Source organism: Sphingomonas sp. J344 (assembly GCF_024700005.1).
Lineage (GTDB): Bacteria > Pseudomonadota > Alphaproteobacteria > Sphingomonadales > Sphingomonadaceae > Sphingomonas.
Window position 1 is genome coordinate 473,671 of the sequence record NZ_JAJONB010000001.1, and the last position, 25,198, is coordinate 498,868.

The following is a 25,198-nucleotide window of genomic DNA, read 5'->3' on the forward strand; positions in this document are numbered from 1 at the left end:
GGTGGGGAGTCAGGCAAGAGCGAATACGCCGAGCCACGCGACGTCCAACACCAAAGGAGAGCCAGCGTGACCCTGACCGGTGGATGCCATTGCGGCGCGGTACGTTACGAGATCGACGGCGATCCGCTGCACGGCGGTCAGGCGCTGTGCCACTGCACCGATTGCCGCCGCTGCGCCGGTGCGCCGATGGTCGGCTGGGCGATGTATCCCGAGGACGCGCTGACGGTCACGCAGGGCAACCCGCGCGAATATGCCTCATCCGAAACCGGCCGTCGCTGGTTCTGTCCGACCTGCGGCACCGGGCTATTCTACCGCAATGCCACCAACCTTCCCGGCCTCGTCGACGTTCAGGCATCGACCCTCGACGACCCCGAAGCCGTCCCCGCCGCCGCGCATATCCAGACCGCCGACCGCATCGGCTGGATGAAGGATGCGCATGGCTTGCCGGAATTCGAGCGGTTTCCCGGCGGGGCGTAGGACAGCGACATGGCACGCGCGCCCGCAGATTGGGTTGTGTCGCGGGTCTGCTCGTCACCTTCCTGGCTGGCGCTGTCACCTATGGGTTCATGACCGGGTATCTGCCAGTCCGCCCCTTCGATTCAGATCGTTGGAAGCAGGTAGAGCGAATCGATGATCAGGCGCGCATACACATGATCGAGCATCTGATGTGGAGCGGGAAGCTCGACGGTCTGAACCGCAGCGAACTGGTCGCGCTGTTGGGCGCTCCGTCTAACGCGGGCTACTTCCGCGACCGCGACTATGTTTATTGGCTCGGTAACGAACGGTCGCTGCTTTCCCTCGACTCCGAATGGCTCGTGGTCGATGTCGATGCTGCAGGCCGCGTCTCGCGCTATGAAGTTGTGCGCGATTGAGTTGAGCGTCTCCCTCAATCCTTCGGCGGCATCACCGTCTCCGCCTCTAACCAAGGATGCCGCGCCCCCGCGCGCCGCACCGTCACCACCTGCGGCGTCCGGTCGAACGTGATCGCCACCCCGCCGGTCTCCGACAGCTTCGCGCGGTCCAATTTCAGCCATTTCGGCACGCACCCGCGCGGCAGCCAGCGGTCGGCGACGATGATGTCGACCGACGCACAGAACGCGACCATCTCGCGCCACGGAATCCTATAACCGCTGCGTGTCGCGGCAATCCGCCACTCTCGCCCGCCGCGCATCACCGTGACCATGCACAGGTCCGCACTGCACCGCGCGTCGCGCTGTTCGGCCAGCGCGGGCAGTTCGGCATCCACGCCGCCATTCTCGGCCAGCGTGTCGCGGACATAATCCCCCCGCGCGGTCGCGCAGCAGTGCCAGTTCGCCGCCCGGCATCCGTAGTGCCAGATGCCGCCCGTCGCCTGTGATCAGCAGGTCCGGCATTGGCGTCGCCAGCGCCCACAGCGCTCCCAGCGCGACCGCAATCAGACCCGCCAGTCGCGCCCATGCCCGCCACAGCGCGATCCACAATCCACCTGCGACCATCTGAGCATAGGCTCCCCCCGGCATCGCGGGCAGCATCGCCAGCGCGCCGGGCGCATTGGCCGCTGTATGAGCGATCCACAGCAGCAGGCGCAGCCCCTGTTCCGCCACCCACCAGAAAGGCGCGCCCAGCCCCACGGCGTCGAAGACCAGCCCAGCCGCCTCGAACGGCATCACCACGAACGTCGTGAGCGGGATCGCAGCAATATTCGCCAACGCACCGTAAAGCCCCGATTTGTGGAAGTGGTAGAGCGCAATAGGGGTCAGCGCGATCTCGACCACAAGGCCGGTCAGCAACAGCGAGCCGATGCCGCGCGCAAGTCGCCGCCCCCACCCTTCCTCGCGCCGCTCGAACCAGCCGCGGACGCGCTGGCTTTCGTACAGTGCGACGATCGCGGTGACCGCGGCGAAGCTCATCTGGAAACTCGGTCCCATCAGCGCTTCGGGCCAGAGCAGCAGCACGACCAGCGCGCCGAACGCGACGAGGCGCAGCGTGATCGCCTGTCGTCCAAGCATCATCGCCGCCAGCACCATGAGCGCGGCGATGCACGAGCGCACCGTCGGCACCTCTGCCCCGGTCAGCAGCGTATAGCCCACCGCCGTCACCCCCGCAGCGCCCGCCGCGATCACCGGCAATGGCCAGCGCAGCGCCAGCCACGGGCTGAGCGCGAGCAGCCGCAGCACCAGCAGCATCGTCGCCCCGACCACCGCCGTCACATGCAGCCCGCTGACCGACAACAGATGCGCCAGCCCCGACCGGCGCAGCGCCTCGGCATCCTCTTCGGAAATCGCCCCCGGTCGCCGGTCACCAGCGCCGCCGCGATCCCGCCCGCACTCCCCTCCACGCGCGACTGGACGTGCGCGGTCAGCCGCGCGCGCAACCCGCTATCGGGCCGCCCCGGCGCCCGGAATCTCGACCGGCGCAAAGCCGCGCCCCGTCGCTCCCAGCCCATCGAACCACGCCACCCGCTCGAAATCATAGGCACCCGGGACGGCGGGCGGCGCGGGCGGCATCAGCCGCGCGCGCGCCCGCACCTGCGCGCCGGGCGTCAGCCCCTCGGGCATGTCCTTCACCGCCAGATTGACCCGCACGAGCCCCGGCAAGCCGCTCCCGGCATCGGTCGCGATGCGCAACCGCACCAGTTGACGCGCCGGCATCGGCTCAATCCGCTTGACCGTACCGGTTACCTGCACCACCGCCGGGCGCGCCAGCACCGGGGCCGCTACCCGCTCCGCCCGCCACCACACCAGTGCGCATCCCAGCGCGACCAGCAGTCCCGCCCAGGCCATCGCCCGCGCCGCGCGTCCGCTGCGCCCGACCGCCAGCGCCGCCACCGCAATCGCGAGCCCGCCAAGGATCACCGCGCCCCAACGCGCGGCATCGGGCAGCGCGAACCACGCGACGATCCCGGCCCCAAGCATCACCGGAATCCACAGGAACAATTGCCCGCGCTCGGCCTCCAGCCAGCGCTCGATCCGCACGCCGACGTCCCCCGGCCATGCCGGGAGTGGGAGCCGCGCCGGCCCCCCATGCGCGCGCGGCACCGGTCCCCATCGGGCATGCAGCTTGGGCGAGCGCAGCGTCCCGCGCAACCCGTCGCGAAAATCCCCCGTTTCACTGCGGTTTGAAGCCTGCGAAACCGCGTGCTAGGGGCGCACCCGGCCGTCCCGGCCACCCTATGCAAGCTGGAGATCGCGCGGTTGAGCGCAGTAGTTGAGCCCTCGGGCACGAACATCGTCACGCGCTTCGCGCCGTCGCCGACCGGTTTCCTCCATATCGGTGGCGCGCGCACAGCGTTGTTCAACTGGCTGTTCGCCCGCCACCACGGCGGCAAATTCCTGCTGCGGATCGAGGATACCGACCGTGCGCGCTCGACCGAACCGGCCATCGCCGCGATTCTCGACGGGATGCGCTGGCTGGGCCTCGATTGGGATGGTGAGGAAGTCTATCAGTTCGCCCGCGCTGCTCGCCACGCCGAAGTCGCGCACGCGATGCTGGAGAGCGGCCACGCCTATCGCTGCTGGATGACGCAAGAGGAGATCGCGGCACAGCGCGAAGCGGCGCAGGCGGCGAAGCAGCCCTATCGCATCCGCAGCCCGTGGCGCGACCGCAGCGACGGCCCGCTCGACCAGCCCTATGTCGTGCGCATCCGCGCCGAGCGGGAGGGCGCGACGACGATCCGAGATTTGGTTCAGGGCGAAGTGACCGTGCAGAATGCCGAGCTGGACGACATGGTCCTGCTGCGTTCGGACGGCACGCCGACCTATATGCTCGCAGTGGTGGTCGACGATCACGACATGGGCGTGACCCATGTGATCCGCGGCGACGATCACCTCAACAACGCCTTCCGCCAGCTGACCATCATCCGCGCGATGGGCTGGGCCGAGCCGACATACGCGCATATCCCGCTGATCCATGGCGCGGACGGGGCGAAGCTGTCGAAGCGCCACGGCGCGCTGGGCGTCGATTCCTACCGCGACGAACTCGGCGTGTTGCCCGAAGCCTTGTTCAACCACCTCCTCCGCCTTGGCTGGGGGCATGGTGATGCCGAGATCATCGATCGCGCCCAGGCGATCGAATGGTTCACCCTCGACGGCGTCGGCAAGAGCCCGTCGCGCTTCGACCTCAAAAAGCTCGACAGTCTCAACGGCCATTATATTCGCGCCGCCGACGATGCGCGGCTGGCGGAGCTGGCGGCGCAGTTCCTGCCGTTCGAACCGACCGCGGAACAGCGCGACCTTCTGCAGCGCAGCATGTCCGCGCTCAAGCCACGCGCGGCCAGCCTGATCGAGATCGCCAATGGCTCGGCCTTCCTGTTCGCCACCCGCCCGCTCGAAATCGATGCCGATGCGGTTGCACTTCTCGAAGGTCCGGCACGCGAACTTCTTTCGCAGCTGCACAGCGCGCTTGACGCGGTCGCGGACTGGAATACGGAAGCACTCGAAACTGCGGTTCGCGAGGTCGCGGAGTCGGCGGGCGTCAAACTTGGCGCAGTGGCACAGCCATTGCGCGCAGCGCTCACCGGCAAACGCACCTCACCGGGGATTTTCGATGTGCTCGTCCTGCTGGGGCGCGACGAAAGCCTTGGACGTATCGCGGATCAGATGACGGCCTCCCCGGGCGAATGAAACGGACGGCTGAAGGAAAGGAAGTGACGATGACCGACTCCACGCTCAACCTGGGGGACAAGGCATACCCCGTGCGACAGGGCAGCGTCGGCCCCGAGGTCGTCGACATCCGCAAATTCTATGCCCAGACGGGCAAGTTCACCTATGATCCCGGCTTCACCTCGACCGCGTCGTGCGAGAGTGGGCTGACCTATATCGACGGCGATGCCGGCATCCTGCTTCACCGCGGCTATCCGATCGACCAGCTCGCCGAACAGTCGAGCTTCATGGAAGTCGCCTATCTGCTGCTCAACCATGAGCTGCCGAGCAAGGACGAGCTCGACAAGTTCAGCTACACGATCAGCCGCCACACCATGCTGCACGAGCAGCTCGCGACCTTCTATCGCGGCTTCCGCCGCGACGCGCACCCGATGGCGATCATGTGCGGCGTGGTCGGTGCGCTCTCGGCCTTCTACCATGATTCGACCGACATCAGCGATCCGCACCAGCGGATGGTGGCGTCGCACCGCCTGATCGCCAAGATGCCGACGATCGCGGCGATGGCGTACAAGTACAGCGTCGGCCAGCCGTTCCTCTATCCGGACAATTCGCTGTCCTACACCGGCAACTTCCTGCGCATGACGTTCGGCGTCCCGGCCGAGGAATATGTCGTCGATCCGGTGATCGAGGCGGCAATGGACAAGATCTTCATCCTTCATGCCGACCACGAGCAGAATGCGTCGACCTCGACCGTCCGCCTCGCCGGTTCGTCGGGCGCCAATCCGTTCGCGTGCATCGCGGCGGGCATCGCCTGCCTGTGGGGTCCTGCGCATGGCGGCGCGAACGAGGCGGCACTCAACATGCTGCGTGAGATCGGTCATCCCGACCGCATCCCGGAATATATCGCCCGCGCGAAGAACAAGGACGATCCGTTCCGCCTGATGGGCTTTGGCCATCGCGTGTACAAGAATTTCGACCCGCGCGCGAAGGTGCTGTCGAAGGCCGCGACCGAAGTGCTCGACAAGCTCGGGATCAGCGACCCGGTGCTCGACACCGCGCGCGAGCTCGAGCGGATCGCGCTCAGCGACCAGTATTTCATCGACAAGAAGCTGTATCCGAATGTGGACTTCTATTCGGGCGTGATCCTCTCGGCGATCGGCTTCCCGACGACGATGTTCACCGTCCTCTTCGCGCTCGCCCGCACCGTCGGCTGGGTCGCACAGTGGAACGAAATGATCAGCGACCCCGACCAGAAGATCGGTCGCCCGCGCCAGCTCTACACTGGCCCGACCCAGCGCGACTATGTGCCGGTCAGCCAGCGCTGAGGCCAAGGCTGCGTTGACGGAAATATGGGGATCGTCGCAATGCGGCGGTCCCCGTTTCGTTTGAGCCGTTAATCTGAACCGGAGACACGCATGCGCCGCAACATCCTCGCCTTTGCCGGCATCGTGGCCGTGCTGGTCGGCCTGCTCTGGGTCGCGCAGGGGCTCGACCTGCTCAACTGGCCGCCGCAGAGCTTCATGATCGCCGACCGAGAATGGGCGTTGCGCGGCGCATTGCTGGCAGCAGTCGGCGTGATCCTGGTCGCGGCGATGCGTCGCCGCTGACCGCTCAGCGCGCGACGATCAGGTACAGGCCCACCGCGATCACCACGATCGCGAACAGCTTCTCCAGCAGCCCCTTGCGCGCCGCCATCCGCTTGCCGAGCGCGATGCCGGCCACGGCCCCTGCGACCCCGCCCAACAGCATCAGCCCGGCGACGCGCCAGTCGACATAGCCCGACAGCGCATAGGAACCCGCCGTGGTCGCCCCGAGCGCGCTCACGACGACCAGCGACGTGCCCACTGCATAGGTCAGCGGCATCCGCGTTGCGGCGATCAGCGCGGGGACGATCAGAAACCCGCCGCCGATCCCGAAAAAGCCCGAGGCAAGGCCGACCGCCAGCCCCGCGGGAACAAGGCGCGGAACCAGATGCCCTGCGGTATCGCGAGTCAGGCGGACATCGGGCATCTCCACGCCCCGCCGCTCGCGGAGCATCGTCAGTCCGATGGCAATCATCAGCAGCCCGAACAGCAACAGCAGCCGCTGTCCATCTATCGCCTTGCCCAGTTCGGCGCCCGCCGCAGCGCCCACCACGCCCGCCACCGCGAACAACCCGCCGCAGCGCCACTTCACCGTCCCGGCACGCGCATGGCCGACCAGTCCCGCCAGTGCATTGGCCGCCACCGCCACCGCCGCCGTCCCAATCGCGGCATGCGCCGATCCGACGCCCACGACATGGACCAGCAGCGGTACGGCGAGGATCGACCCGCCCCCACCGACCAGCCCGAGAACGAGGCCGATCAGCGCGCCCGACAGGATGGTTGCGGCGAGCATGATCGCTTACCCCGCCTGCAGCGCGCGGTTCCACGGCATCCGCCGCAGCAACAGCGCCATGCCGCACCATCCGGTCGCGCCCGCAAGCGTCAGCCCTGCACCGACGAACGCCGACAGGCCGAAAAAGCCGGGATGGACGAGGAAGCCGAGCGCAACACCGAGCAGCGTCAGCGAACCCGCGCCAATCTGCACCTGACGCATGATCTCCAGCGGATGCTTGCGGTCGCGCGCGGTCGGGAGCCCGGCCTTGCGCCAGCCGTCGATCCCGCCTTCGAGCAGATGGCAGGGCGAACCGCCCGCCGCGGCGCGCAATGCCTCCGCATTCGCCGCCGTCCGCATCCCCGACCGGCAATGGAACACCAACGGCCGGCCCAGCGCTGCGACCTCGCCGATCCGTGCCAGCGGCACGTTGACCGCGCCCGGAATATTCTCACGCGCATGCTCGTCCGCCTCGCGGATATCGACCAGCAGCGCGCCGGCCTCCACCGCCCGCCGCGCATCGGCGGGCGTCAATTGCGCCATCGTCATCTCGTCAGTCCTTGCAATAGAGTTGGTAGAGGGTCGCGAGCAGCGCCTCGGTCCGCGGATCGGCGATCCGGTACCACAATGTCTGCCCTCTCGCGGCGAAAGGCGACGAGCCCCTCGTCGCGCATCTTGGCGAGGTGCTGCGACAGCGCCGACTGCGACAGCGCAACCTCACGCGCCAGGTCGGTGACGTTCATCTCGCCATGTTCGACCAGCTTGCACAGCACCATCAGGCGCCGGCCATTGCCCATCGCCTTGAGCAATGCGGCCACGCCATCGGCCTTCGCCGCAAACGTCGCCAGGTCCATCGGAACTTTCAGCATCAGCACATCCTTACATTAGTTCTTGCTAATTTAGATATTACTTATATATTGTCAAGCATCGAATGGAGGAAGCCATGCAACCCGTGATCGAAGCGTTCTTCGACGAACCGACCAACACCGTGACCTATCTGGTCGCCGACCTCGCCACCGGCGACGCCGCAGTGATCGACCCGGTCCATGATTTCGACCCGGCGAGCGGCGAGGTCGACTCGACCTCGGTCGATCAGGTGCTGGCACGCGCGGACGCACGCGGCTGGCGGATCGTGATGGTGCTCGAAACCCATGCCCATGCCGACCACCTCTCCGGAGCGCCGCTGATAAAGGCGCGGACCGGCGCGTGGATCGGCATCGGCGAGCATATCCGCGATGTGCAGAAGATCTTCCGCCCGGTGTTCAACCTCACCGACCTCAAGACCGACGGGTCCGACTTCGACCGCCTCTTCGCCGATGGCGAGCGGTTCGCGCTGGGCGAACTGGAGGTCGAGGTGCTGCACGTCCCCGGCCACACCCCCGCCGACATCGCCTATCGCATCGGCGACGCGGCGTTCGTCGGCGACACGTTGTTCATGCCGGATTACGGCACGGCGCGCGCGGATTTCCCCGGTGGCGACGCCCGCACACTCTATCGCTCGATCCGCAAGCTGCTCGCGCTCCCTGAGGAGACGCGGCTGTTCCTGTGCCACGACTACAAGGCCCCGGGTCGCGAGGACTATCGCTGGGAAGCCACCGTCGGCGACCAGCGGCGCGGCAACAAGCATGTCCATGATGGCATCGACGAAGACGAATTCGTCGCGATGCGCGAGGCACGCGACGCGACGCTGGCGGTGCCGAAGCTGCTGCTCCCCTCGATCCAGGTCAATGTCCGCGCCGGGCAGCTGCCCGAAGCGGAAGCGAACGGCGTCCGCTACCTGCGCATTCCGGTCAAGCCGCGCGGCGGGTGAGGTTCAGGCGGGCGGCGCGCGCAGGATCTTGTCCATCGCCTTGCCCCTGGCCAGCTCGTCGATCAGCTTGTCCATATAGCGCAGCTCGCGCATCAGCGGGTCTTCGATATTTTCGACGCGGATGCCGCAAATCACCCCGGTGATCGCGGCCCGCGCCGGGTTCAACGCCGGAGCCGCCGCGAAAAAGTCGCGAAAACTGGTCTTCTTATCCAGCTCCGCATGCAGCTGCGCGAGCGAATAGCCGGTCAGCCAGCAGATAATCTGATCGACCTCCGCCGCCGTCCGCCCCTTCTTCTCCGCCTTGGTCACATAATGCGGATAGACGCTCGCGACGCTGACCCCGAAAATGCGGTGCTCGGCCATGATCTCTCCTTGCGAGCTCCAGTTTAGCGCGGCTGGCCCGACGCAGCTATCGCTCGAACGCGATCAGGATCGGGCAGCCCTTGCCCTCCCCCGCCGCACAGCGCGCGGCCAGCCCCTCCAGCGCCGACCGCGCTTCCGCCAGCCGGTTCATCTGCGCGTCGATCGCGGCGATGCGTTCGCGCGCCAGCGCCTGCGCACGCGCGCGATCCTCGCCCGCATCGAGCGTGAGCAGTTCCCCAATCTGCGCCAGCGTGAATCCCGCGCCCGCCGCCGTCCGGATGAAGCGCAGCCGCGCCGCGTCCGCCGGGCCGTAACGGCGCACGCCACCCGCCCGGCTCGGTTCATTCAGCAACCCGCGCCGCTGGTAGAAGCGGATCGTCTCGACACCCACCCCCGCTGTCCTGGCGAGGCTCCCGATGGTCATGTCCTGCATGGCTTGACTCCGTACCATGGTACGGACCCTATCTGGTACGGGCACGTTGGCAATCCAAGGAGTTCGTCATGCCCGGCAAGCCAGTCGCCACCCTGTATCGTATGGTCATGCCCGGCCATATCTGCCCCTATGGTCTCAAGTCCAAGGCGCTGCTCGAGCGAAAGGGTTATGCGGTGGACGATCACTGGCTGAAGACCCGCGAAGAAACCGACGCGTTCAAGGCCAAGCACGACGTCAAGACCACGCCCCAGACCTTCATCGGCGGCCGCCGGATCGGCGGTCACGACGATCTGCGCCGCCATTTCGGCCTGCACGTCCGCGAAAAGGGCGAGACGAGCTATGCCCCCCGTCATTGCGTTGTTCGGGATGATGGCGCTGATGGCACTCGCCGCCAGCCACGCCGCCTATGGCGCACCCTTTACCATTCGCGCCGCCGAATGGTTCATCTCGTTCAGCATGGTCGCGCTCGCGATCCAGAAGCTCCGCGATGTCGAGAGCTTCTCGACCATGTTCCTCGGCTACGACCTGCTCGCGCGGCGCTGGGTCCCCTATGCCTATCTCTACCCGTTCGCCGAGGGTGCAGCGGGCATATTGATGACCGCACAGGCGCTGCACTGGCTTTCGATCCCGCTCGCCGCGTTCATCGGCAGCGTCGGCGCGGTATCGGTGTTCAAGGCGGTGTATGTCGAAAAGCGCGACCTCAAATGCGCGTGCATGGGGGGCGACAGCAACGTCCCGCTCGGCTTTATCTCGCTGACCGAGAATGTGATGATGGTGGCCATGGCGCTTTGGATGTTGTGGCGATGATCAGCCGCCCGCGTCGAGTTCCTTGACCAGCCTTTTCGGTGCCTGCGCGCGATAGCTTTCCTCGATCCAGTCGCGCAGTTGCGCCATGTCGGGGATCGCGTCGGCATCGGGTGCGAAGCTGACCCAGCCGCTCTTGCCCAGTCCGTAGGCAGTCGGGGTCGCATAGGGCAGTTCCAGCGCTGCGTCGCTGGTGTAGCGCAGCTTCACCGACATCTGGAACGCATCGCCGGTGGACAGATAGGCAAAGGTCTTGTCATTGACCGCGAGGTCGGCGTGATCGGGCCAGGGGGCCTTGATATGCGCGCCGGGCAGGGTCAGGCCCCATGCACGCAGTTCGTCGATGATCGCTTTGGGAGTCGGCATGGACCCAGCCTAGCGTGGTCCGGCCGCCGCGACCATCCGTTGCGCCTCGGCCAGTCCGGCGGCGAGAATGTCAGCATCGTCGGGTACCAGCACATCCGGCTCCAGCTTCCAGCGCGGCCGGTCGGCGACGTCATAGACCGGCTCGGCCGAATACTGGATCTCGAACCCCGTGCGGTCGAGCCGCAGCGGGAACACCGCCGCGCCCAGCTGCATCATCGGCGTTCCGACGATGCGGGCCCGGCCAAGACCGCGCATCCCCATCGGAAACCCCTCGGCCATGCTCGCGCTCCAGCGGTCGCACAGCACGATCACGGGTCGGTCATAGGTGAACGGCCCGCGCGGCTCCACCCATTCGGTCCACGGCGCGCTCAGCCCACGCCCCGCGCGCCGCCGCATCAGTGCATAGGGCGCGCGGGTGGTGATGAAACGCCCCATGATCGGGCGTGCGACCGCGGTATCGCCCCCGCCATTGCCGCGCACATCGATGATCAACGCCGGGGCGTCGCGCAGTTCGGCCAAGGCGGCATCGAATGCCCCGGTCGCCATATAGTCGCCAAAGCTGCGGATCGCGATCCAGCCGATGCCGCCCTCCAGCCGCCGATGCGCGATGGTCGGCGGTTCCGCGCGCCGCACAATCGGCAGCGCGACCTCCCCCTTCCCCGCCAGCGTGAACTGCCGCGCCATCGCGCGCTTGCCGGCGACCACCGCGTTGATTGCGAAATGATCCGCCGCCGGATCGGGCCGCGACAGGCAGGTCAGCGCCGCCGCCGTGATCGCGTCCCCGACCGGCACGCCATCGACTGCGGTCACGATATCGCCGATCGCCAGTCCTGCTGCGCTGGCCGCTGAGTCCGCGGCAACGCTGGTCACGCGCAACTCGCCCGCGCTCCGCTCCACGATCAGGTCGAACGGCGGCGTCCTCGCAATGCCGTTGGGACCGCTGCGGACCGAGCTGTGCGGATCATAGAGTTCGCCCAGTGCGGCGCGCAGGACGTGCGCGAAATCATTCCAGCTCGGTGCCGCGATCGCGCGCGGGCGATAGACACGGCGCACCTTGTCCCAATCGGTCGCCTTCTCGCCAAAGAAGCAATAGCGGTCCCGCAGCGTCTCCCACATCTCGTCGAAATCCTGCGCGAGCGTCACGTCGCGCGGCGGTTCCTTGGCAAGCGCAGGGAGGGTCAGGCCGGCGGTTAGGCCAGCCAGCGTTGCGCGGCGGGTGATCATGGACTTTACTCGCGGGCAGGAAGGGTCAGGACAAAGCGCGCGCCCTGGCCGGGTGCGCTGTCCACGGTGATATCACCGCCCATCGCGCGGGCAAGCCGCCGAGCGATATACAGGCCAAGCCCGCTGCCGCCCGGCTCGCTGGGGTCGACCCGACCGAATTTCTCGAAAATGCGTGCCTGATCCTCGGCCGCGATGCCCTTGCCCTGATCGGCGACGATGACGCAGCCGAGCTGCCCTTCGCGCTCCAGCCGCACCCAGACCGATCCGCCCGGCGGCGAATAGCGCAGCGCGTTGCCGATGAGGTTGACCATGATCTGCAGGACGCGACGGAACTCGCCGGTGGCGGGCAGGCTCTCGTCCGCCTTGGGCTTGTCGATCCGCACATCGGCCTCGCTCGCGCGCACCGCGAGCAGCCCGGCGGCGCGACGCGCGACATCGGCGAGATCGATCGGCTCGGCCTCGACCTCGAAATCGTCGCGCTCGACGGCGGTAAGGTCCGCCAGATCATCGACCAGCGATAGCAAATGCCGGCCGGCATTGGCGATGTCGCCGGCATAGTCGGCATAATCGGCGCGCAGTGGCCCATCGAGCTGGGCGCTGATGCTGTCGGCATTGGCGATGATCCGGCTCAGCGGCTTGCGCAGCGCACGGTCCAGCCGCTGGCCGAACTCGTTGGTGAACACCGCTTGCGGCGCGACGGGCTGCGACGGGGCAGTGTCCTCCGCCGGGTCGATCATCTCGGCCGCGCCGGTAAAGCCGGCAAAGCGCGCCTGCGCATCGACGCGCGGGCTGGCCGACAGCCGGACGCGGCGACCGGTGCCGCGCAGTTCGGCGACCTGCCCCTCGAACCGCCCCTGCTCCGCAGCAGCAGTCAGGATCGGCAGCGCGCCCTCCTCATCCGCCTCCAGCGCGAACAGCAGGGTCAGCGGCTGACCAAGCATCTTGCCCGCATCGAATCCGTAGCGCGCTCCCGCCTCGATCGACAGATGCGTCAGCCGCATCGCCGAATCGCATTCCCACACCCAATCCGCATCGCTGCGCAGGAAATCATCCTCGCGCCCCTCATCCTCCGCCGCCCGCCATGCCGCGCGGGGACGCCATCCGCTGACCTCCAGCCGGACGCCGTCGGCATCGGGCTCGGCACGAACCCACAGGTCGATATCGTCCTCGCCGTCCGCCGCGACGATGTTGCGCGAGATGGCGATGCCCAGCCGCAGCGCGAGCCGCGCAATCGACGCGATTTGCGGCACTGCCAGCGGCTCGCCCTGCTTGCCGCCCGCACGGCTGTTGAGGTCGGACAGGCGCGGCTCTGCGTCGAGCAGCCGCCCGTCGCGCCCGACGCGCCCGATTGCGATGGGAAGATGCGGGTCGATCGCGTTCATGCCGCGCGCGCCAGCGCCTGAATCGCGGCGCGATAGTCTGGCGGAAGCCGCAATCCCGCGAGCGCCGCGCGTGCGTCCTCGACCGCGACAGCCATGATCGTGTCGAGCGTGTTGGCGAATGCCTCGATGTCACGGCGCGGATCGGCTTCGGTGAGCACGAGGCCCAGCCGCGCGATCGCCTCACGATCGAGGTCCAGCGCGCGCAGCGCGACCCACAACCGCCCGCTCCCTGCGTCGAGCGCCAGGCTGCGCGCAACGGCGTAGTCCACCCCGAGCGCATGCGCGAGCAGCCCCGCGAACAAGGTCACGCGCCGGTCGCCCAGCGCTTCGTTGAGCAATTCTGGAAGCTCGTCGGGCTGCGCGTCGATTGCCGCTGCGAGGCGCATCACTGCCGCCTCGACCCGATCGCCCTCATCATGCGCCGACAGGCTGCGCTGCGCCGCTTCGGCCAGCACACGGTCAAGCGTCGCGATATCCGCAGCGGCCACGCGCAAACGCAACGCAGCCGCGACCCACCAGACCAGCTTGTGGTGCAGCTCGGCGGGCAGATCGGTCTGCGGCAGCGGCCCGGCTTCGGGAAGGCTGCGGCGTCGGCTTTCGGCGATCAGCACGCCCATCGCGCTCTGCGCCAGCACCCGGTCGGGATGCTGGACGAATCGGTTGATCAGGCTCGGCCGTTCGGGATCGTCATGCGCCTGCACCGGCATGCTGCTGGCCAGCAACTCCTGGCGTACCTGCGCGATCAGCTCCGCCATCAATTCACGGTCGCGCAGCAGGCCCGAATCGCACAGCGGGTCGAACACCCCCTCGGCTTCGGCAAGCGTATCGGCCAGCGCAGTTTCGCCCTGCACCCGAAGCTGGCGTACGCCATGATCGCGAATCTCGCCCTCGACCGTGTCGACCAGCGCGCGCAGCAAGCGGGCGAGGCCAACCCGCGTCCGCTCATCCAGCCGGTGCGATTCGGGGAGGAAGAAATCGTCGATTGCCGTCGCCAGACCACGCCAAGCGGCAGCGTCCGCGCCTGCGGCATGCGCAAGCAACGTGCGGGCACCCCGATTGGTGGTGCCGTCACTCATGTCGACATTCGGGTCGGACATGGTCTCCGGAATAGCGAAATGCGGTTAAGGCAGCCCTAAGGCTTTTCCCGCCGGCTCTCAACCGCCGCCGCGAGCGTCACAAAGGCATAGATGGCGATCACCGCCAGCCCCCAGCTGGCCCGACCCGCAATCGCGAAGGGGGTGAGCAGCAGCAGATATGCCGCCGGGCTGCCCCACCAGCGACGGATCACCGCCTGGGTCCGTTCGGCGATGGCAGTCGCGGCGATCGTCACCAATGCGAGGATTACACCGTCCAGCGTCTTGTCCAGACGCATCTCGATCAGCCCCAGCGCGCCGACTACCGCGCCGACAATGGCACCGATCAGCGCCTCCTGCATCAGCGCGCGTTTCTCCTCGCCGCGCAGTGCCGACAGCGCCGCGCCAGTCGCCAGTGCGGCGACACCTGGGATCGCCACTCCCGCGCCCCACGCAAAACCGAACGCGATCAGCGCGACCGCACCCGCGCCGGTCAGCGCACCACCGCCCATCAGCAGCCAGGCGGGGATGCCCTTTTCGACCACCTTGGGCAGCACCCAGCGCGCGATGCGGGTAAAGACATGACGATCGGCCCAGCTTGTCCGCCGTTCGGTCAGCGCGGCCAGCACCGCGTTGCTGCGGCTGGCCAGCGCCGCACCCTCGCGCTCCACGCCGTGTCCGGCCCGCACCGCCCCCGCCGACAGCATCACCTGCTCCGCCCCCGCCTGCACGATCGCGCGCAGCAGGGTGGACTGGAAATCATAATCGGGCGGGAAGTCGGCAATATCCTTGATCCGCCGCGCCGGGGTGTGCGCAACCCCTGCCCAGCAATTGCGCGCGTCGACCCGCTCGAGAGATGCGGCGGGCTCCTGCGTCACCAGGATCGCGTCCTTGCCTTCACCTGCCATCCGGTCGATCACATCGTCGGTCGTGACTAACCCATCGGCGATCACCACGACATGCGCGAGCGGGTGGACCCGCGCCGCCGCCTCCGCCGCCGACCGCACGATATCGACCGGCACGCCACGCTTGGCCGCGCGGTTAACCGCCCCCAGCAGCGCCGGCGTAACCCGGCTCACCGCGATCAGAATATGCCCGGCCCCGGCCCCGATCAGCAGCCGCGCCTGATATTCGAGCAGCGTCATGCCGCCGAACGGCAGCGTCGCGGCGAGCACCCCCGCCCGGTCCCCCGCATCCTCGGTCGCAAAGATCAGCCCCGCCAGCATCTTGCCCGGTTAGGCGAATTGATTCGGCGGGGGAAGCACCTTCCGCGCTCCTGCGCAGGCAGGAGCCCAGAGTGGCGGAGCAATCGGCCTGTGACTCTGGGCTCCTGCCTTCGCAGGAGCACGGTCAGTACAACAGGAACCGCGCCCGCATCTCCACCCACGCCGCCTCATCCGCCCCGGCAGCCGCATCCAGATCGTCCGGCGCAGCCCCGGCATCATCGACCCACGCCCGCAACCCCGGCCCGCCATTGATCACATCAATCGCCAGCTTCTCGAACTCATATTCATAGGGAAAATCGCGCCACAGATCGTAATCCGGGTACAACGCCCGGATCGCCCGGAACCCCAACGCCTGCAACCGCCACGGCCGGAACGCAGCGTGGTCGTACCCCGCCCCCTCGGCATGGATGAACACGCCGCTGCATAATTGCCCGACATGCTTGTGGAAGGTCGGCTGGAACCAGAAATCGCGCAGCGTGCAACCCGCGGTCCATTCCGGCGCGATCCGCCGCATCTCGGCAATTACCGCCTTGCCGTCGATATCCGGCGCGCCGAACAGCTCCAGCGCGCGGGTGGTCCCACGGCCTTCGGACAGCGTCGTGCCCTCCAGCATCACCGTCCCCGCATAGGCGCGCGCCATGTTGACGTTGGCGGCATTGGGACTGGGGTTGATCCACACCCGCTCGGGCGGCCAGCCATAGCCGGGCGCTGCCTCGGGCTGCCACGCCTGCATTGCGATCACGCGATAGGCGACGTCGAGCTTGAAGTGATCGATGAACCACGCGCCCATCTCCCCCAAAGTCATGCCGTGCCGCATCGGCATCGGTCCCGCGCCGACAAAGCTTTCCCATCCGGGCAGCAGGGTCAGTCCCTCGACCGGGCGTCCCGCCGGGTTCGGTCGGTCGAGCACCCACACTTCCTTGCCATGCGCCGCTGCCGCTTCGAGCATGTAGAGCAGGGTCGTGACATAGGTGTAGATGCGGCAGCCCAGATCCTGCAGATCGATCAGCACCACGTCGAACGTATGCATCGACTGGCCCGTCGGCCGCCGCACTTCGCCATACAGGCTGAATACCGGCATCCCGTAAGTGGGGTCGGTATAGTCCGGCGATTCCATCATATTGTCTTGCAGGTCGCCGCGCACGCCGTGCTGTGGCCCGAACATCGCCGACACATCCAGCCCCGCCGCGACCAGCGCGTCGACGCTGTGGGTCAGGTCCGCCGTCACCGACGCGGGGTGCGCGAGCAGCGCGACGCGGCGGCCCTTGAGTTGTCCGAGAAGCGCGGGGTCGGCGAGCAGCCGGTCGATACCGAAGTTCATGAGGCTTCAGGTGCCGGGAGTTGGAAAGGGAAGCAAGCCCCGCACCCCCAACTTCGTCACCTCCGACTTGTTCCGGGGTCCACACATCCGCACTGGCTGGCTTCAAGCCTCTTGCGCCGCGCGTGACACCCGGTGGCCCCCGGCACGGCGGCCGAGGTGACAGGCAAGTGGAGTGCGGCCCGGACGGGGCCATATGGGCGGGGGAGGCCCGCGCGAGCCTCCCCGTCCCGATCAGAACGAAGCCGCCACCTGGACATACCAGCTGCGCGGGCGGGCGAAGATGCGCTCGGCATAGCCCAGCGTCGCCAGCGAGGCGTTGCCCTGGATCAGATAGCGCTCGTCGAGCAGGTTGTTGACGCCGCCGCTGACCTCAATCCCGTTTCCGAGCTTGAGCGTCAGCGAGGCGTTGCCGACGAAATAGCCGTCCTCCTCGATCAGCGGGATGCTGCCGGTGATGAAGGTGATCTTGGACTGGTAACTGCCATCGACGCGCGGCGTCAGGGTCATGTCGCCGCCCAGCGGGATCGCATAGGCGATGCCGAAATTGGCCTGCACGTCCGGCGTGAAGGGCAGGTCGTCGTTGGGCGTCACCGTTGCGGTCGCGCCGGGCACCGGGGTGATGCTCTTGATCTGGTCGTCGAGCAGGCTGATCCCCGCGTCGAAGGTCAGCCCCCAGCTCGTGCGCAGGCTGGCTTCGGCCTCGAGCCCGCGGATGCGCGCCTCACCCGCGTTGAACAGCAGCGGCACGACGCCCTGGCGGAAGATCAGCTGGATATCCTGATATTCGGCCTGGAACGCGGCGAGGTTCAGGCGCAGACGCCCGATATTGGTCTTCGCACCGATTTCGTAACTGGTGACGCTTTCCTCGGCGAACGGCACGGGCAGATTACCTGCGGGCGCGGCGTTGTAGCGCGTGTTGTAGCCGCCCGACTTGAAGCTCTTCGCATAGGACGCATAGGTGCTGATCGCGTCGTTCCAGCGATACTGGATGCTGGCGGAGCCGGTCAGCGCCGAGAAATCCTGCATGAACGGGCGATTGAAGATGAACAGCGTCCCGCCCTGCGACGTGGCCAGCGTGGGCAGTGGATTGGGGTCGGGCAGGGTCGCCGGGAACAGGTTGAGCACCGTCCCGCGATAATGTTTGCGGTCGCTGGTATAGCGCAGGCCGCCGCTGATCTCGAGCGCGTCGGTGACGTTCCACGCCAGCTCGCCGAACGCCGCGACCGAATCGGTCTTGAGCCGCGACAGCTGCAAGTCGCGCGACCCCGGCCCACCCGCCAGCAGCGACCCGATCACCGGCGGCGAGGGCGGGAAGGCGAGCGGCACGGTCGCGCGCTCGTCGGTGACCTCGTTGAAATAATATCCGCCGATGATCGCATTGACCGATCCGAAGTCGAGCTGAAGCTGAACCTCCTGGCTGAACTGCGCCGATTGCGCCGCGACATCGGTAGTAATCAGCAGCAGCGGCGTATTGTCGCCGTCGCGGATACCGCGCGATTCGGTCTCGCGGTAGGAGGTGATCAGCTTGACCGACGCGACATCGGTCAGGCGGATATTGGCGGTCGCGCCGATGCCCCACACTTCCGAATTGCTCTCGACCGGCGCGGTGCCGCCGTTGACATAAGGCCCGCGCGCCTGAAGGTCGTTGGCGCAGCGGATGTCGTTGATCATCGGCACGTTCGGCGCGCCGAAGCGCGGATCGCCGGGGACCAAAGGCGCGAACGGGATCGTCGCGCCGGGGCAGCCCGCAGCGACGCTGGCGATTGCGGCGACCGGCGCCTGTTCATTGATGCCTGCAAAGGTGAACGGCGCGCCATTCTCGTCCTGCTTGCTGTAATCGGCGCGCACGAACAGGTCGAAGTCGCTCGACGGCTCCCACAGCAGCGACGCGGCGAGCGAGAAGCGGTTCTCATTGCCCAGATCGAGGCCGTCGACCGCACGGATCACGTAACCGTCGCGCTTGCGAAACCCGCCCGAAACGCGCGCGGCGACGGTGCTGCCCAGCGGCACGTTGACCACGCCAAAGCCCTCGATCAGGTTCTCGCTGCCACCGCGCACCCGCGCCCGGCCGCTGAACTCGCCCAGCTTGGGCTGTTGCGTGCGGACCAGAATCGCGCCGCCGATCGTGTTGCGTCCGAACAGCGTCCCCTGCGGCCCGCGCAGCACTTCGACCCCGGCGATATCGCCGAAATCGATCGCACCGCCCACGGCGCGGCCCAGATATACTTCGTCGAGATAGACCCCGACGCCCGGATCGACCGCTGCGGTCGGATCGACCTGCCCCACGCCGCGGATGAACACGACCGACGATGCACTGTTGCCCGACAGCTGGCCGGCGGGCTTGAACTGCAGGCTCGGCGTGATCCGCTCAAGATCCTGAGTCTGGGTGATCTGCCGTTCCTGCAGCGTCTCGGCGCTGAACGCGGAGATGGCGACCGGTGTGTCCTGCAGGCTCTCCTCACGGCGGCGCGCGGTGACGACGATCTCGTCGCTGGCTGCCGACGACGCCTCTTCTGCAGCATCCTGCGCCAGCGCGGGCGCGGCTGCGGTAAAGCTCAGAAATGCCGCAATCGCGGCGATGCTGGATGCTGCACGGCCCTGCGCGCGCGAAGTCCCTCGACCCATCGTCACACTCCCCTGTCACCCGCGATTCTTGGCGATCGGCGGTGCGATATTACTCACATTTGAAATTGTTCATGTCAATAACAGTTATGCGACGAAACTATTCGGGCGATGGACAGATGGTTTGTATTTGCAACCATCTATTCGCGTCGCGATTACGCTGCCCCCGGGAGTTCAAGCACGAACCCATCCGGATGATGAAAGTCTGGCCTGTCCCCCGGATGCGCCAGCGCCCAATAGGATTTTGTGCCGTCGGTTTCTTCGATCACGGCGGTGAGATTGAGTTGATCGCCACCCGCCAATTCACGCCGAGCGAATATCGCTTCGACTACCAGGCAGTCGGAGTCCTCGATCGCCATGACTGTCAGTTCCTGCCCCACCAATGGGCGGGTCATCGCGCGTCGATAGTCGTCAAATGCGTACACAGCCCAGTCGCCACTCGGCGAGAAGTTGAACTCACGATAAGCGCACTCGCCGCCAACTCGGGCAAACGCCTCGAAACAGGTGGTTTGCCACAAATTATCTGTCCGGGCTGGCGACGCACGTCCGGGGCGCGGCACGACCAAGCCTGACACCGCCCCCGTGACGCGATAGCTGAACGCCCACAGCTCTGAATCGAGTTGCCGGTAACTGGCGGAAACAACAAATTTCGGCGTCGCGCCACTTGGATGGGCAATCAGCTTCCACTCCATATGTTTCACTCATCCCAAATTGTGCTAACCGCCCGCGCACCATGACCGAATACGCATCCGATCTGCTCCGCACCCTGTCCGACCGTGGCTACATCCACCAGGTCACCGACGCCACTGCGCTCGACGCGCTGGCCGCCAAGCAGATCGTGCCCGGCTATATCGGTTTCGATCCCACCGCGCCCTCGCTGCATGTCGGCAGCCTCGTCCAGATCATGCTGCTGCGCCGCATGCAACAGACCGGGCACAAGCCGATCGTGCTGATGGGCGGCGGCACCGGCAAGATCGGCGACCCCAGCTTCAAGGACGAAGCGCGCAAGCTGATGACGGACGAGGTCATCGCGGCCAATGTCGCGTCGATCAAGACGGTGTTCGAGAAGTTCCTGACCTTTGGCGACGGCCCGACCGACGCGGTGATGGTCGACAATGCCGACTGGCTCGACAAGCTCGAGTACATCCCGTTCCTGCGCGACATCGGGAAGCATTTCTCGATCAACCGGATGCTCAGCTTCGACTCGGTCAAGCTCCGCCTCGACCGCGAACAGTCGCTGTCGTTCCTCGAATTCAACTACATGATCCTCCAGGGATACGACTTCCTGGAGTTGTCGCGCCGCGCCGGATGCCGCCTGCAGATGGGCGGGTCGGACCAGTGGGGCAACATCGTCAACGGCATCGAACTGTCGCGCCGCGTCGACGGGACCGAGGTGTACGGCGTCACCACCCCGCTGATCACCACGGCGGACGGCGGCAAGATGGGCAAGACCATGTCGGGCGCGGTGTGGCTCAACGAAGACGCGCTGCCCGCCTTCGATTACTGGCAATTCTGGCGCAACACCGACGACCGCGATGTCGGCCGCTTCCTGCGTCTGTTCACCGACCTGCCGCTCGACGAAATCGCCCGCCTCGAAGCGCTCCAGGGGGCGGAGATCAACGAGGCGAAGAAGATTCTCGCCACCGAAGCCACCGCCATGTGCCGCGGCCGCGACGCCGCGTTGGCTGCCGAGGAGACCGCCCGCAAGACGTTCGAGGAAGGCACCTCCGGCGACGCGCTCCCGACCCTGTCGGTCAGCGGCGAGATCAGCGTCGTCGACGCGCTCGTCGGCCTCGGCTTCGCCGCGTCAAAGGGCGAGGCCCGCCGCCTGATCAAGGGCGGCGGCGCACGCATCGACGGCGAAAAGGTCAGCGACGAGGCGGCGACGGTCACCGTCGGCGCGGCGGAAATCCGCGTCTCGGCGGGCAAGAAGCATCACGGGATGCTCACCCCCTCGTAAAAACACGCAGAGGCTTGGTAACCACGCTGATTCCCGTGCTGTTTACACCCCTGAACTAGAAGTATCCTACGAGAGCTTCGAGTTTCGGGGGCAGCGTGAGTTATCAATTCTCGTCCATCGTGCGGGCCACAGCCGCCGACAGTGATCGCCGGACCACCGAGCGCGACGAAGTCCATTTCCGCGCCCGCGCCTTCGGCCCCGACGCCCAGCCGCACACGCTGCTGATCGTCAACGTCTCTCCCCACGGCCTGATGGCACGCTGCGAACACCCCTTTGCCGAGGGCGACCGGCTGCGCGTGATGCTCCCGGTGGTCGGCGCAGTCCCGGCGGAAATCCGCTGGGCGCTCGGGGGCCGCATCGGCGTGAGCTTCGACAGCGCGGTCGATCTGGCGAGCTATTACGAGTTGCTGGCACAGATGCTGAAGGCGGGTTGAGCCTTTCTAAACCCCTCCCCTGAAGGGGAGGGGCGAGATCGCCGCACCCGCCCGCAACACTCTTATCGTCACCCTGGCCCCCGTGCCGGGGTCCACCCCTCCCCGAGCGCAGCACTCCAACCTCAAGCGCCGCGCCCCCACACGCCGTCCAGCCCGCCATTGCGCTACGGAAGGCGGCGTTCCCAATCAGCCCTCAGCGCTTCTTGTGCGGCGACGGTCGGTACGCCAGAAGCCTGTCGGATCGCATCCGACAACAAATCGCGCCGATAGGGTTCTTGCGTCCATTTCCCGCCGGGTGCGCGTCTAAACTGGGTGCCATAGATTTGCGGCTGGCCGATCCGTTGCAGATAGCGATCAAGCGTCGCCGCGGCGATCCAGCTAGCTTCGCGCTTGCCGCGAGCGGCAGCGATAACCGCAAAAGCATGAGCCTTCAGGCAATCTTCAGCCTCATCGCCGTGCTGAAATACATAAGCCGCATGATAGTAGTCATCGGCGCTATTCAGTTTGCCGGCATCGACCAGCGCCTGAGTTCGAACGCGCCGCAGCTTGTCAGAAGCGCTGAGCTTTTCCCAATCGATCTTTGAAGGCTCTGCACGTGCAGCCTGATCGGCAGCGAAAATATCCGCCATTTCCTGATTGTTTGCGGGTGCCTCAGCTACGGAGCCTGTTTGCACGTCCTGCGCATACGCAACCGTGAACCAAAGCAAAGATGCGATGATAAGCGCTGACCGCATATAAGTCTCCGAGCCGTTTCCCTTAGGACAGAGTGTCGAAAACAGTCAGAGTTAGGAAGTGCTTTGCGCTTCCTTCAGCGGGGGCTTCGCTCATCGCTACCCCGCACGCAACAACCCCACCGCAGCATCCCGCTCGAACAAATACAACGCCACACGCGCCGCCTGCCCGCGCTCCCCGTCCAGCCCGCCGTCGCGGTCGACCAGCAGCCGAGCGTCATCGGTCGCCGCCGCTATCAGCTCGGCGAACTTCTCGGGCGGAGCGAGCCGGAAGGTCTGTTCCCCCGATTGCCGCGTCCCCAGCATCTCGCCCGCGCCGCGCAGCCGCAGATCCTCTTCGGCAATCCGAAACCCGTCATTGGTCTCGCGCATCAGCGCCAGCCGCGCGCGCGAGGTTTCGCTCAACGTCCCCCGCGCAACAGCACGCACACCGACCGCCCCCCGCCGCGCCCGACGCGCCCGCGCAGCTGGTGTAGCTGGGCGAGCCCGAACCGGTCCGCCGCCTCGATCACGATCAGCGTCGCGTTGGGGACATCGACCCCGACTTCGATCACCGTCGTCGCGACCAGCACCCCAAGTTCGCCGCCGGCAAAGCGCGCCATCACCGCGTCCTTCTCCGGCCCCTTCATCCGGCCATGGACCAGGCCCACCCGCTCCCCGAACCGTGCGCGCAGTGCCTCGGCCCGCGCCTCGGCGGCGGCCAGGTCGGTCTTCTCGCTCTCCTCAACCAGCGGGCACACCCAATATGCCTGCCCTCCCGACGACAGATGCCGGGCAAGGCCGTTGACCACCTCCTCGATCCGCTCCTCGCTGATCACGCTGGTCTCGATCGGCATGCGGCCCGGTGGCATCTCGTCGAGCTTGCTCACATCCATCTCGCCATGCGTCGCGAGTTGCAGCGTGCGCGGGATCGGGGTCGCGGTCATCACCAGCAGATGCGGCGCGGTCTTCGCCTTGGCCTGCAGCATCATCCGCTCGGCCACGCCAAAGCGATGCTGCTCGTCCACCACGACCAGCCCTAGGTCGCGATACTCCACCCCCTGCTGAAAGATCGCATGCGTCCCAATCAGTATGTCGATCGATCCATCGGCGACGCCCATCAACGTCGCCTCCCGCGCGCGCCCCTTGTCGCGCCCGGTGAGGATCGCGATCTCGACACCCAGCCCGGCGAACAGCTTGCGCAACGTCTCATAATGTTGCCGCGCGAGGATTTCGGTCGGCGCCAGCATCGCCCCCTGCGCCCCCGCCTCCACCGCGATCAGCAGCGCCATCGCCGCCACCAGCGTCTTGCCCGCGCCGACATCGCCCTGCAGCAGCCGCAGCATCGGGCGCGGCTGCGCCATGTCGCCCTCGATCTCGCGGATCGTCCGCGCCTGCGCCCCCGTCGGCGTGTAGGGCAAATGCAGCGCATCGCGCAGCCGCCCGTCGCCCTGCAATGCCCGCCCCTTCTTCGCCCGCGCGGCACCGCGCACCAGCATCAACGCCAGCTGATTGGCGAACACCTCGTCATAGGCCAGCCGGTCGCGCGCCCTGACATCCGCCGGATCGGCATGGATCGCGGCCAGCGCATCACGCCAGTCGGGCCAGCCCTTGCGATCCTTCAAGCTCGGCTCGATCCATTCGGGAAGATCGGGCGCGCGCGCCACCGCCTGCGCCGCAAAATCCGCCAGCCGCTTCGACGTCATCCCCTCCGACAGCGGATAGATCGCCTCGCGCCCGCCCGGCCGCGGATCGGTGATCGCGGCAATCTCCGGGTGCACGATCTGCAGTTCCTGCCCGTACTGGTCGAGCCGGCCCGACACCCATTTGGCTTCGTTCAGCGGCAGCTGCTTCTTCGCCCAGCCGCTATTCCCGCCAAAAAAGACCAGCGTCACATAATTGCCGCGCGCATCCGTCGCCTCGACCCGCGCCGGCGCCCGCGCGCTGCCGCTCATGCGGTAATTCACCGGGGTCAGCCGAATCGCGATCGTCCGCCCGACATCTGCCTGATCCAGCTCCTCGCGCGGCAGCCGGTCGATGTAACCGCTCGGCAAATGGAAGGCGACATCCACCACCCGTGCCAGCCCCAGCCGCTCGAGCGGCTTGGCCAGCTGCGGCCCCACGCCCTTGAGCGCGGTGACTTCGGCAAAGAGCGGGTTGAGGATATCGGGACGCATCTCTATCTGCCTGCCTACACCCAAGCCGAGGGCGCATTCCAGCGCCGTCGGCCTATTTGCGTTGGAAAAACATGGATCACGACACCCGCCTCAAACGCCTCCGCTTCCGCGCCTGGCACCGCGGCGTCAAGGAAGCCGACCTGATGCTCGGCGGCTTCTTCGACGCGCGCTCGGCCACTTGGGATGCGGAGCAAGTCGCGTGGTTCGAGGATCTGATGGAGGAACAGGACGTCGACATCATGGCTTGGGCGATGGGAACCGAACCCACGCCTGCGCGCTGGCAAGGGCCGATGATGTATGACCTCAAGTCGCTGGATTACTTACCGATTTCTAAGTGACCCGTCACCCCGGCGAAAGC

The 25,198-nt window shown here is 66.9% G+C and carries 25 protein-coding genes and 3 pseudogenes; 10 read left to right on the forward strand and 18 right to left on the reverse strand.

The window, feature by feature from the left end; translation table 11 throughout:
- The first annotated feature begins 66 nt into the window (after positions 1-66).
- Both LRS12_RS02390 and LRS12_RS02395 read left to right on the forward strand, forming a co-directional pair.
- On the forward strand, positions 67-477 hold the full coding sequence (locus LRS12_RS02390) for a GFA family protein (RefSeq protein WP_257843144.1): 411 nt from the start codon (positions 67-69) through the stop codon (positions 475-477).
- 173 nt (positions 478-650) lie between these two features.
- Complete coding sequence (locus tag LRS12_RS02395; RefSeq protein WP_257843145.1) at positions 651-872, forward strand: hypothetical protein; 222 nt, start codon at positions 651-653, stop codon at positions 870-872.
- Positions 873-886: 14 nt separating this feature from the next.
- Here LRS12_RS02395 and LRS12_RS19855 read toward each other — a convergent pair whose 3' ends face one another.
- The 3 genes from LRS12_RS19855 to LRS12_RS19865 form a co-directional block, all read right to left on the reverse strand.
- Positions 887-1,105, reverse strand: a complete 219-nt coding sequence (locus tag LRS12_RS19855; RefSeq protein ID WP_308222958.1) for a hypothetical protein — start codon at positions 1,103-1,105, stop codon at positions 887-889.
- Between the two features lie 16 nt (positions 1,106-1,121).
- On the reverse strand, positions 1,122-2,210 hold the full coding sequence (locus LRS12_RS19860) for a ComEC/Rec2 family competence protein (RefSeq protein WP_308222959.1): 1,089 nt from the start codon (positions 2,208-2,210) through the stop codon (positions 1,122-1,124).
- A gap of 147 nt (positions 2,211-2,357) precedes the next feature.
- Complete coding sequence (locus LRS12_RS19865; protein ID WP_308222960.1) at positions 2,358-2,954, reverse strand: DUF4131 domain-containing protein; 597 nt, start codon at positions 2,952-2,954, stop codon at positions 2,358-2,360.
- Between the two features lie 219 nt (positions 2,955-3,173).
- Here LRS12_RS19865 and gltX point away from each other — a divergent pair, with 219 nt between their 5' ends.
- The 3 genes from gltX (at position 3,174) to LRS12_RS02415 (ending at position 6,187) form a co-directional block, all read left to right on the forward strand.
- On the forward strand, positions 3,174-4,601 hold the full coding sequence (gene gltX / locus LRS12_RS02405; RefSeq protein WP_257843146.1) for a glutamate--tRNA ligase: 1,428 nt from the start codon (positions 3,174-3,176) through the stop codon (positions 4,599-4,601).
- A gap of 29 nt (positions 4,602-4,630) precedes the next feature.
- Positions 4,631-5,905 carry a citrate synthase gene (locus LRS12_RS02410; protein WP_257843149.1) on the forward strand — a complete coding sequence of 425 codons (1,275 nt, stop codon included), beginning with the start codon at positions 4,631-4,633 and terminating at the stop codon, positions 5,903-5,905.
- 90 nt (positions 5,906-5,995) lie between these two features.
- Positions 5,996-6,187 carry a hypothetical protein gene (locus LRS12_RS02415; protein ID WP_257843150.1) on the forward strand — a complete coding sequence of 64 codons (192 nt, stop codon included), beginning with the start codon at positions 5,996-5,998 and terminating at the stop codon, positions 6,185-6,187.
- Between the two features lie 4 nt (positions 6,188-6,191).
- Here the strand turns inward: LRS12_RS02415 and LRS12_RS02420 are convergent, their stop codons facing one another.
- The 3 genes and pseudogenes from LRS12_RS02420 to LRS12_RS02430 all read right to left on the reverse strand — a co-directional run bounded on the left by LRS12_RS02420 (position 6,192) and on the right by LRS12_RS02430 (position 7,804).
- Positions 6,192-6,956 carry a sulfite exporter TauE/SafE family protein gene (locus LRS12_RS02420; RefSeq protein ID WP_257843151.1) on the reverse strand — a complete coding sequence of 255 codons (765 nt, stop codon included), beginning with the start codon at positions 6,954-6,956 and terminating at the stop codon, positions 6,192-6,194.
- A 6-nt stretch (positions 6,957-6,962) separates the two neighbouring features.
- The gene (locus LRS12_RS02425) at positions 6,963-7,484 is read right to left on the reverse strand and encodes a rhodanese family protein (RefSeq protein ID WP_257843152.1); all 522 of its coding nucleotides are present in this window, start codon (positions 7,482-7,484) and stop codon (positions 6,963-6,965) included.
- Between the two features lie 4 nt (positions 7,485-7,488).
- A pseudogene (locus LRS12_RS02430) lies at positions 7,489-7,804 on the reverse strand (ArsR/SmtB family transcription factor).
- A 74-nt stretch (positions 7,805-7,878) separates the two neighbouring features.
- On the opposite strand from LRS12_RS02430, the gene LRS12_RS02435 reads away from it, so the two are divergent.
- On the forward strand, positions 7,879-8,745 hold the full coding sequence (locus LRS12_RS02435; protein WP_374580159.1) for an MBL fold metallo-hydrolase: 867 nt from the start codon (positions 7,879-7,881) through the stop codon (positions 8,743-8,745).
- 3 nt (positions 8,746-8,748) lie between these two features.
- Here LRS12_RS02435 and LRS12_RS02440 read toward each other — a convergent pair whose 3' ends face one another.
- Together LRS12_RS02440 and LRS12_RS02445 are read right to left on the reverse strand one after the other, a co-directional pair.
- Complete coding sequence (locus tag LRS12_RS02440; protein WP_257843154.1) at positions 8,749-9,108, reverse strand: DUF2200 domain-containing protein; 360 nt, start codon at positions 9,106-9,108, stop codon at positions 8,749-8,751.
- 46 nt (positions 9,109-9,154) lie between these two features.
- Positions 9,155-9,541, reverse strand: coding sequence for a MerR family transcriptional regulator (locus tag LRS12_RS02445; protein ID WP_257845416.1), 387 nt, complete (start codon positions 9,539-9,541; stop codon positions 9,155-9,157).
- Between the two features lie 68 nt (positions 9,542-9,609).
- Between LRS12_RS02445 and LRS12_RS02450 the strand changes: the two are divergent.
- A pseudogene (locus LRS12_RS02450) lies at positions 9,610-10,348 on the forward strand (MauE/DoxX family redox-associated membrane protein).
- Here LRS12_RS02450 and LRS12_RS02455 read toward each other — a convergent pair.
- The 8 genes from LRS12_RS02455 to LRS12_RS02490 all read right to left on the reverse strand — a co-directional run bounded on the left by LRS12_RS02455 (position 10,349) and on the right by LRS12_RS02490 (position 20,251).
- Complete coding sequence (locus LRS12_RS02455) at positions 10,349-10,711, reverse strand: MmcQ/YjbR family DNA-binding protein (RefSeq protein ID WP_257843155.1); 363 nt, start codon at positions 10,709-10,711, stop codon at positions 10,349-10,351. It abuts the pseudogene before it with no gap.
- A gap of 9 nt (positions 10,712-10,720) precedes the next feature.
- A complete protein-coding gene (locus LRS12_RS02460; protein ID WP_257843156.1) occupies positions 10,721-11,935 on the reverse strand; it encodes a S41 family peptidase in 1,215 nt (404 codons plus the stop codon).
- Between the two features lie 5 nt (positions 11,936-11,940).
- The gene (locus tag LRS12_RS02465; RefSeq protein ID WP_257843157.1) at positions 11,941-13,317 is read right to left on the reverse strand and encodes a HAMP domain-containing sensor histidine kinase; all 1,377 of its coding nucleotides are present in this window, start codon (positions 13,315-13,317) and stop codon (positions 11,941-11,943) included.
- On the reverse strand, positions 13,314-14,414 hold the full coding sequence (locus LRS12_RS02470) for a DUF2336 domain-containing protein (protein WP_257843158.1): 1,101 nt from the start codon (positions 14,412-14,414) through the stop codon (positions 13,314-13,316). Before LRS12_RS02470 ends, LRS12_RS02465 begins: the two co-directional genes overlap by 4 nt.
- Before the next feature lie 35 nt (positions 14,415-14,449).
- Entirely contained in the window at positions 14,450-15,616 is a 1,167-nt protein-coding gene (locus LRS12_RS02475) for a hypothetical protein (protein WP_257843159.1), read from the reverse strand.
- A 124-nt stretch (positions 15,617-15,740) separates the two neighbouring features.
- Positions 15,741-16,937 (reverse strand): DUF1343 domain-containing protein, encoded by a 1,197-nt coding sequence (locus tag LRS12_RS02480; protein ID WP_257843160.1) that lies wholly within the window; start codon positions 16,935-16,937, stop codon positions 15,741-15,743.
- Between the two features lie 231 nt (positions 16,938-17,168).
- Positions 17,169-19,562, reverse strand: coding sequence for a TonB-dependent receptor (locus LRS12_RS02485; RefSeq protein ID WP_257843161.1), 2,394 nt, complete (start codon positions 19,560-19,562; stop codon positions 17,169-17,171).
- A 152-nt stretch (positions 19,563-19,714) separates the two neighbouring features.
- Complete coding sequence (locus LRS12_RS02490) at positions 19,715-20,251, reverse strand: DOMON-like domain-containing protein (protein WP_257843162.1); 537 nt, start codon at positions 20,249-20,251, stop codon at positions 19,715-19,717.
- Positions 20,252-20,292: 41 nt separating this feature from the next.
- Here LRS12_RS02490 and tyrS point away from each other — a divergent pair, with 41 nt between their 5' ends.
- Together tyrS and LRS12_RS02500 are read left to right on the forward strand one after the other, a co-directional pair.
- A complete protein-coding gene (tyrS, locus tag LRS12_RS02495; protein ID WP_257843163.1) occupies positions 20,293-21,519 on the forward strand; it encodes a tyrosine--tRNA ligase in 1,227 nt (408 codons plus the stop codon).
- Positions 21,520-21,638: 119 nt separating this feature from the next.
- Entirely contained in the window at positions 21,639-21,953 is a 315-nt protein-coding gene (locus tag LRS12_RS02500; protein WP_257843164.1) for a PilZ domain-containing protein, read from the forward strand.
- 164 nt (positions 21,954-22,117) lie between these two features.
- Here LRS12_RS02500 and LRS12_RS02505 read toward each other — a convergent pair whose 3' ends face one another.
- Complete coding sequence (locus tag LRS12_RS02505; protein ID WP_257843165.1) at positions 22,118-22,687, reverse strand: hypothetical protein; 570 nt, start codon at positions 22,685-22,687, stop codon at positions 22,118-22,120.
- A 96-nt stretch (positions 22,688-22,783) separates the two neighbouring features.
- Positions 22,784-24,840 (reverse strand): annotated as a pseudogene (recG, locus tag LRS12_RS02510) (ATP-dependent DNA helicase RecG).
- 71 nt (positions 24,841-24,911) lie between these two features.
- Between recG and LRS12_RS02515 the strand changes: the two are divergent.
- Positions 24,912-25,178, forward strand: a complete 267-nt coding sequence (locus tag LRS12_RS02515; protein WP_257843166.1) for a succinate dehydrogenase assembly factor 2 — start codon at positions 24,912-24,914, stop codon at positions 25,176-25,178.
- Positions 25,179-25,198 lie beyond the last annotated feature (20 nt).

Excerpts from the sequence above, each read along its gene's own strand:
- LRS12_RS02395 (WP_257843145.1), top strand. The coding sequence starts at position 651 with ATGATCGAGCATCTGATGTGGAGCGGGAAGCTCGACGGTCTGAACCGC.
- LRS12_RS19855 (WP_308222958.1), bottom strand. The coding sequence starts at position 1,105 with ATGGTCGCGTTCTGTGCGTCGGTCGACATCATCGTCGCCGACCGCTGG.
- LRS12_RS02410 (WP_257843149.1), top strand. The coding sequence starts at position 4,631 with ATGACCGACTCCACGCTCAACCTGGGGGACAAGGCATACCCCGTGCGA.
- LRS12_RS02415 (WP_257843150.1), top strand. The coding sequence starts at position 5,996 with ATGCGCCGCAACATCCTCGCCTTTGCCGGCATCGTGGCCGTGCTGGTC.
- LRS12_RS02420 (WP_257843151.1), bottom strand. The coding sequence starts at position 6,956 with ATGCTCGCCGCAACCATCCTGTCGGGCGCGCTGATCGGCCTCGTTCTC.
- LRS12_RS02425 (WP_257843152.1), bottom strand. The coding sequence starts at position 7,484 with ATGACGATGGCGCAATTGACGCCCGCCGATGCGCGGCGGGCGGTGGAG.
- LRS12_RS02435 (WP_374580159.1), top strand. The coding sequence starts at position 7,879 with ATGCAACCCGTGATCGAAGCGTTCTTCGACGAACCGACCAACACCGTG.
- LRS12_RS02440 (WP_257843154.1), bottom strand. The coding sequence starts at position 9,108 with ATGGCCGAGCACCGCATTTTCGGGGTCAGCGTCGCGAGCGTCTATCCG.
- LRS12_RS02445 (WP_257845416.1), bottom strand. The coding sequence starts at position 9,541 with ATGCAGGACATGACCATCGGGAGCCTCGCCAGGACAGCGGGGGTGGGT.
- LRS12_RS02455 (WP_257843155.1), bottom strand. The coding sequence starts at position 10,711 with ATGCCGACTCCCAAAGCGATCATCGACGAACTGCGTGCATGGGGCCTG.
- LRS12_RS02460 (WP_257843156.1), bottom strand. The coding sequence starts at position 11,935 with ATGATCACCCGCCGCGCAACGCTGGCTGGCCTAACCGCCGGCCTGACC.
- LRS12_RS02465 (WP_257843157.1), bottom strand. The coding sequence starts at position 13,317 with ATGAACGCGATCGACCCGCATCTTCCCATCGCAATCGGGCGCGTCGGG.
- LRS12_RS02470 (WP_257843158.1), bottom strand. The coding sequence starts at position 14,414 with ATGTCCGACCCGAATGTCGACATGAGTGACGGCACCACCAATCGGGGT.
- LRS12_RS02475 (WP_257843159.1), bottom strand. The coding sequence starts at position 15,616 with ATGCTGGCGGGGCTGATCTTTGCGACCGAGGATGCGGGGGACCGGGCG.
- LRS12_RS02480 (WP_257843160.1), bottom strand. The coding sequence starts at position 16,937 with ATGAACTTCGGTATCGACCGGCTGCTCGCCGACCCCGCGCTTCTCGGA.
- LRS12_RS02485 (WP_257843161.1), bottom strand. The coding sequence starts at position 19,562 with ATGGGTCGAGGGACTTCGCGCGCGCAGGGCCGTGCAGCATCCAGCATC.
- LRS12_RS02490 (WP_257843162.1), bottom strand. The coding sequence starts at position 20,251 with ATGGAGTGGAAGCTGATTGCCCATCCAAGTGGCGCGACGCCGAAATTT.
- tyrS (WP_257843163.1), top strand. The coding sequence starts at position 20,293 with ATGACCGAATACGCATCCGATCTGCTCCGCACCCTGTCCGACCGTGGC.
- LRS12_RS02505 (WP_257843165.1), bottom strand. The coding sequence starts at position 22,687 with ATGCGGTCAGCGCTTATCATCGCATCTTTGCTTTGGTTCACGGTTGCG.
- LRS12_RS02515 (WP_257843166.1), top strand. The coding sequence starts at position 24,912 with ATGGATCACGACACCCGCCTCAAACGCCTCCGCTTCCGCGCCTGGCAC.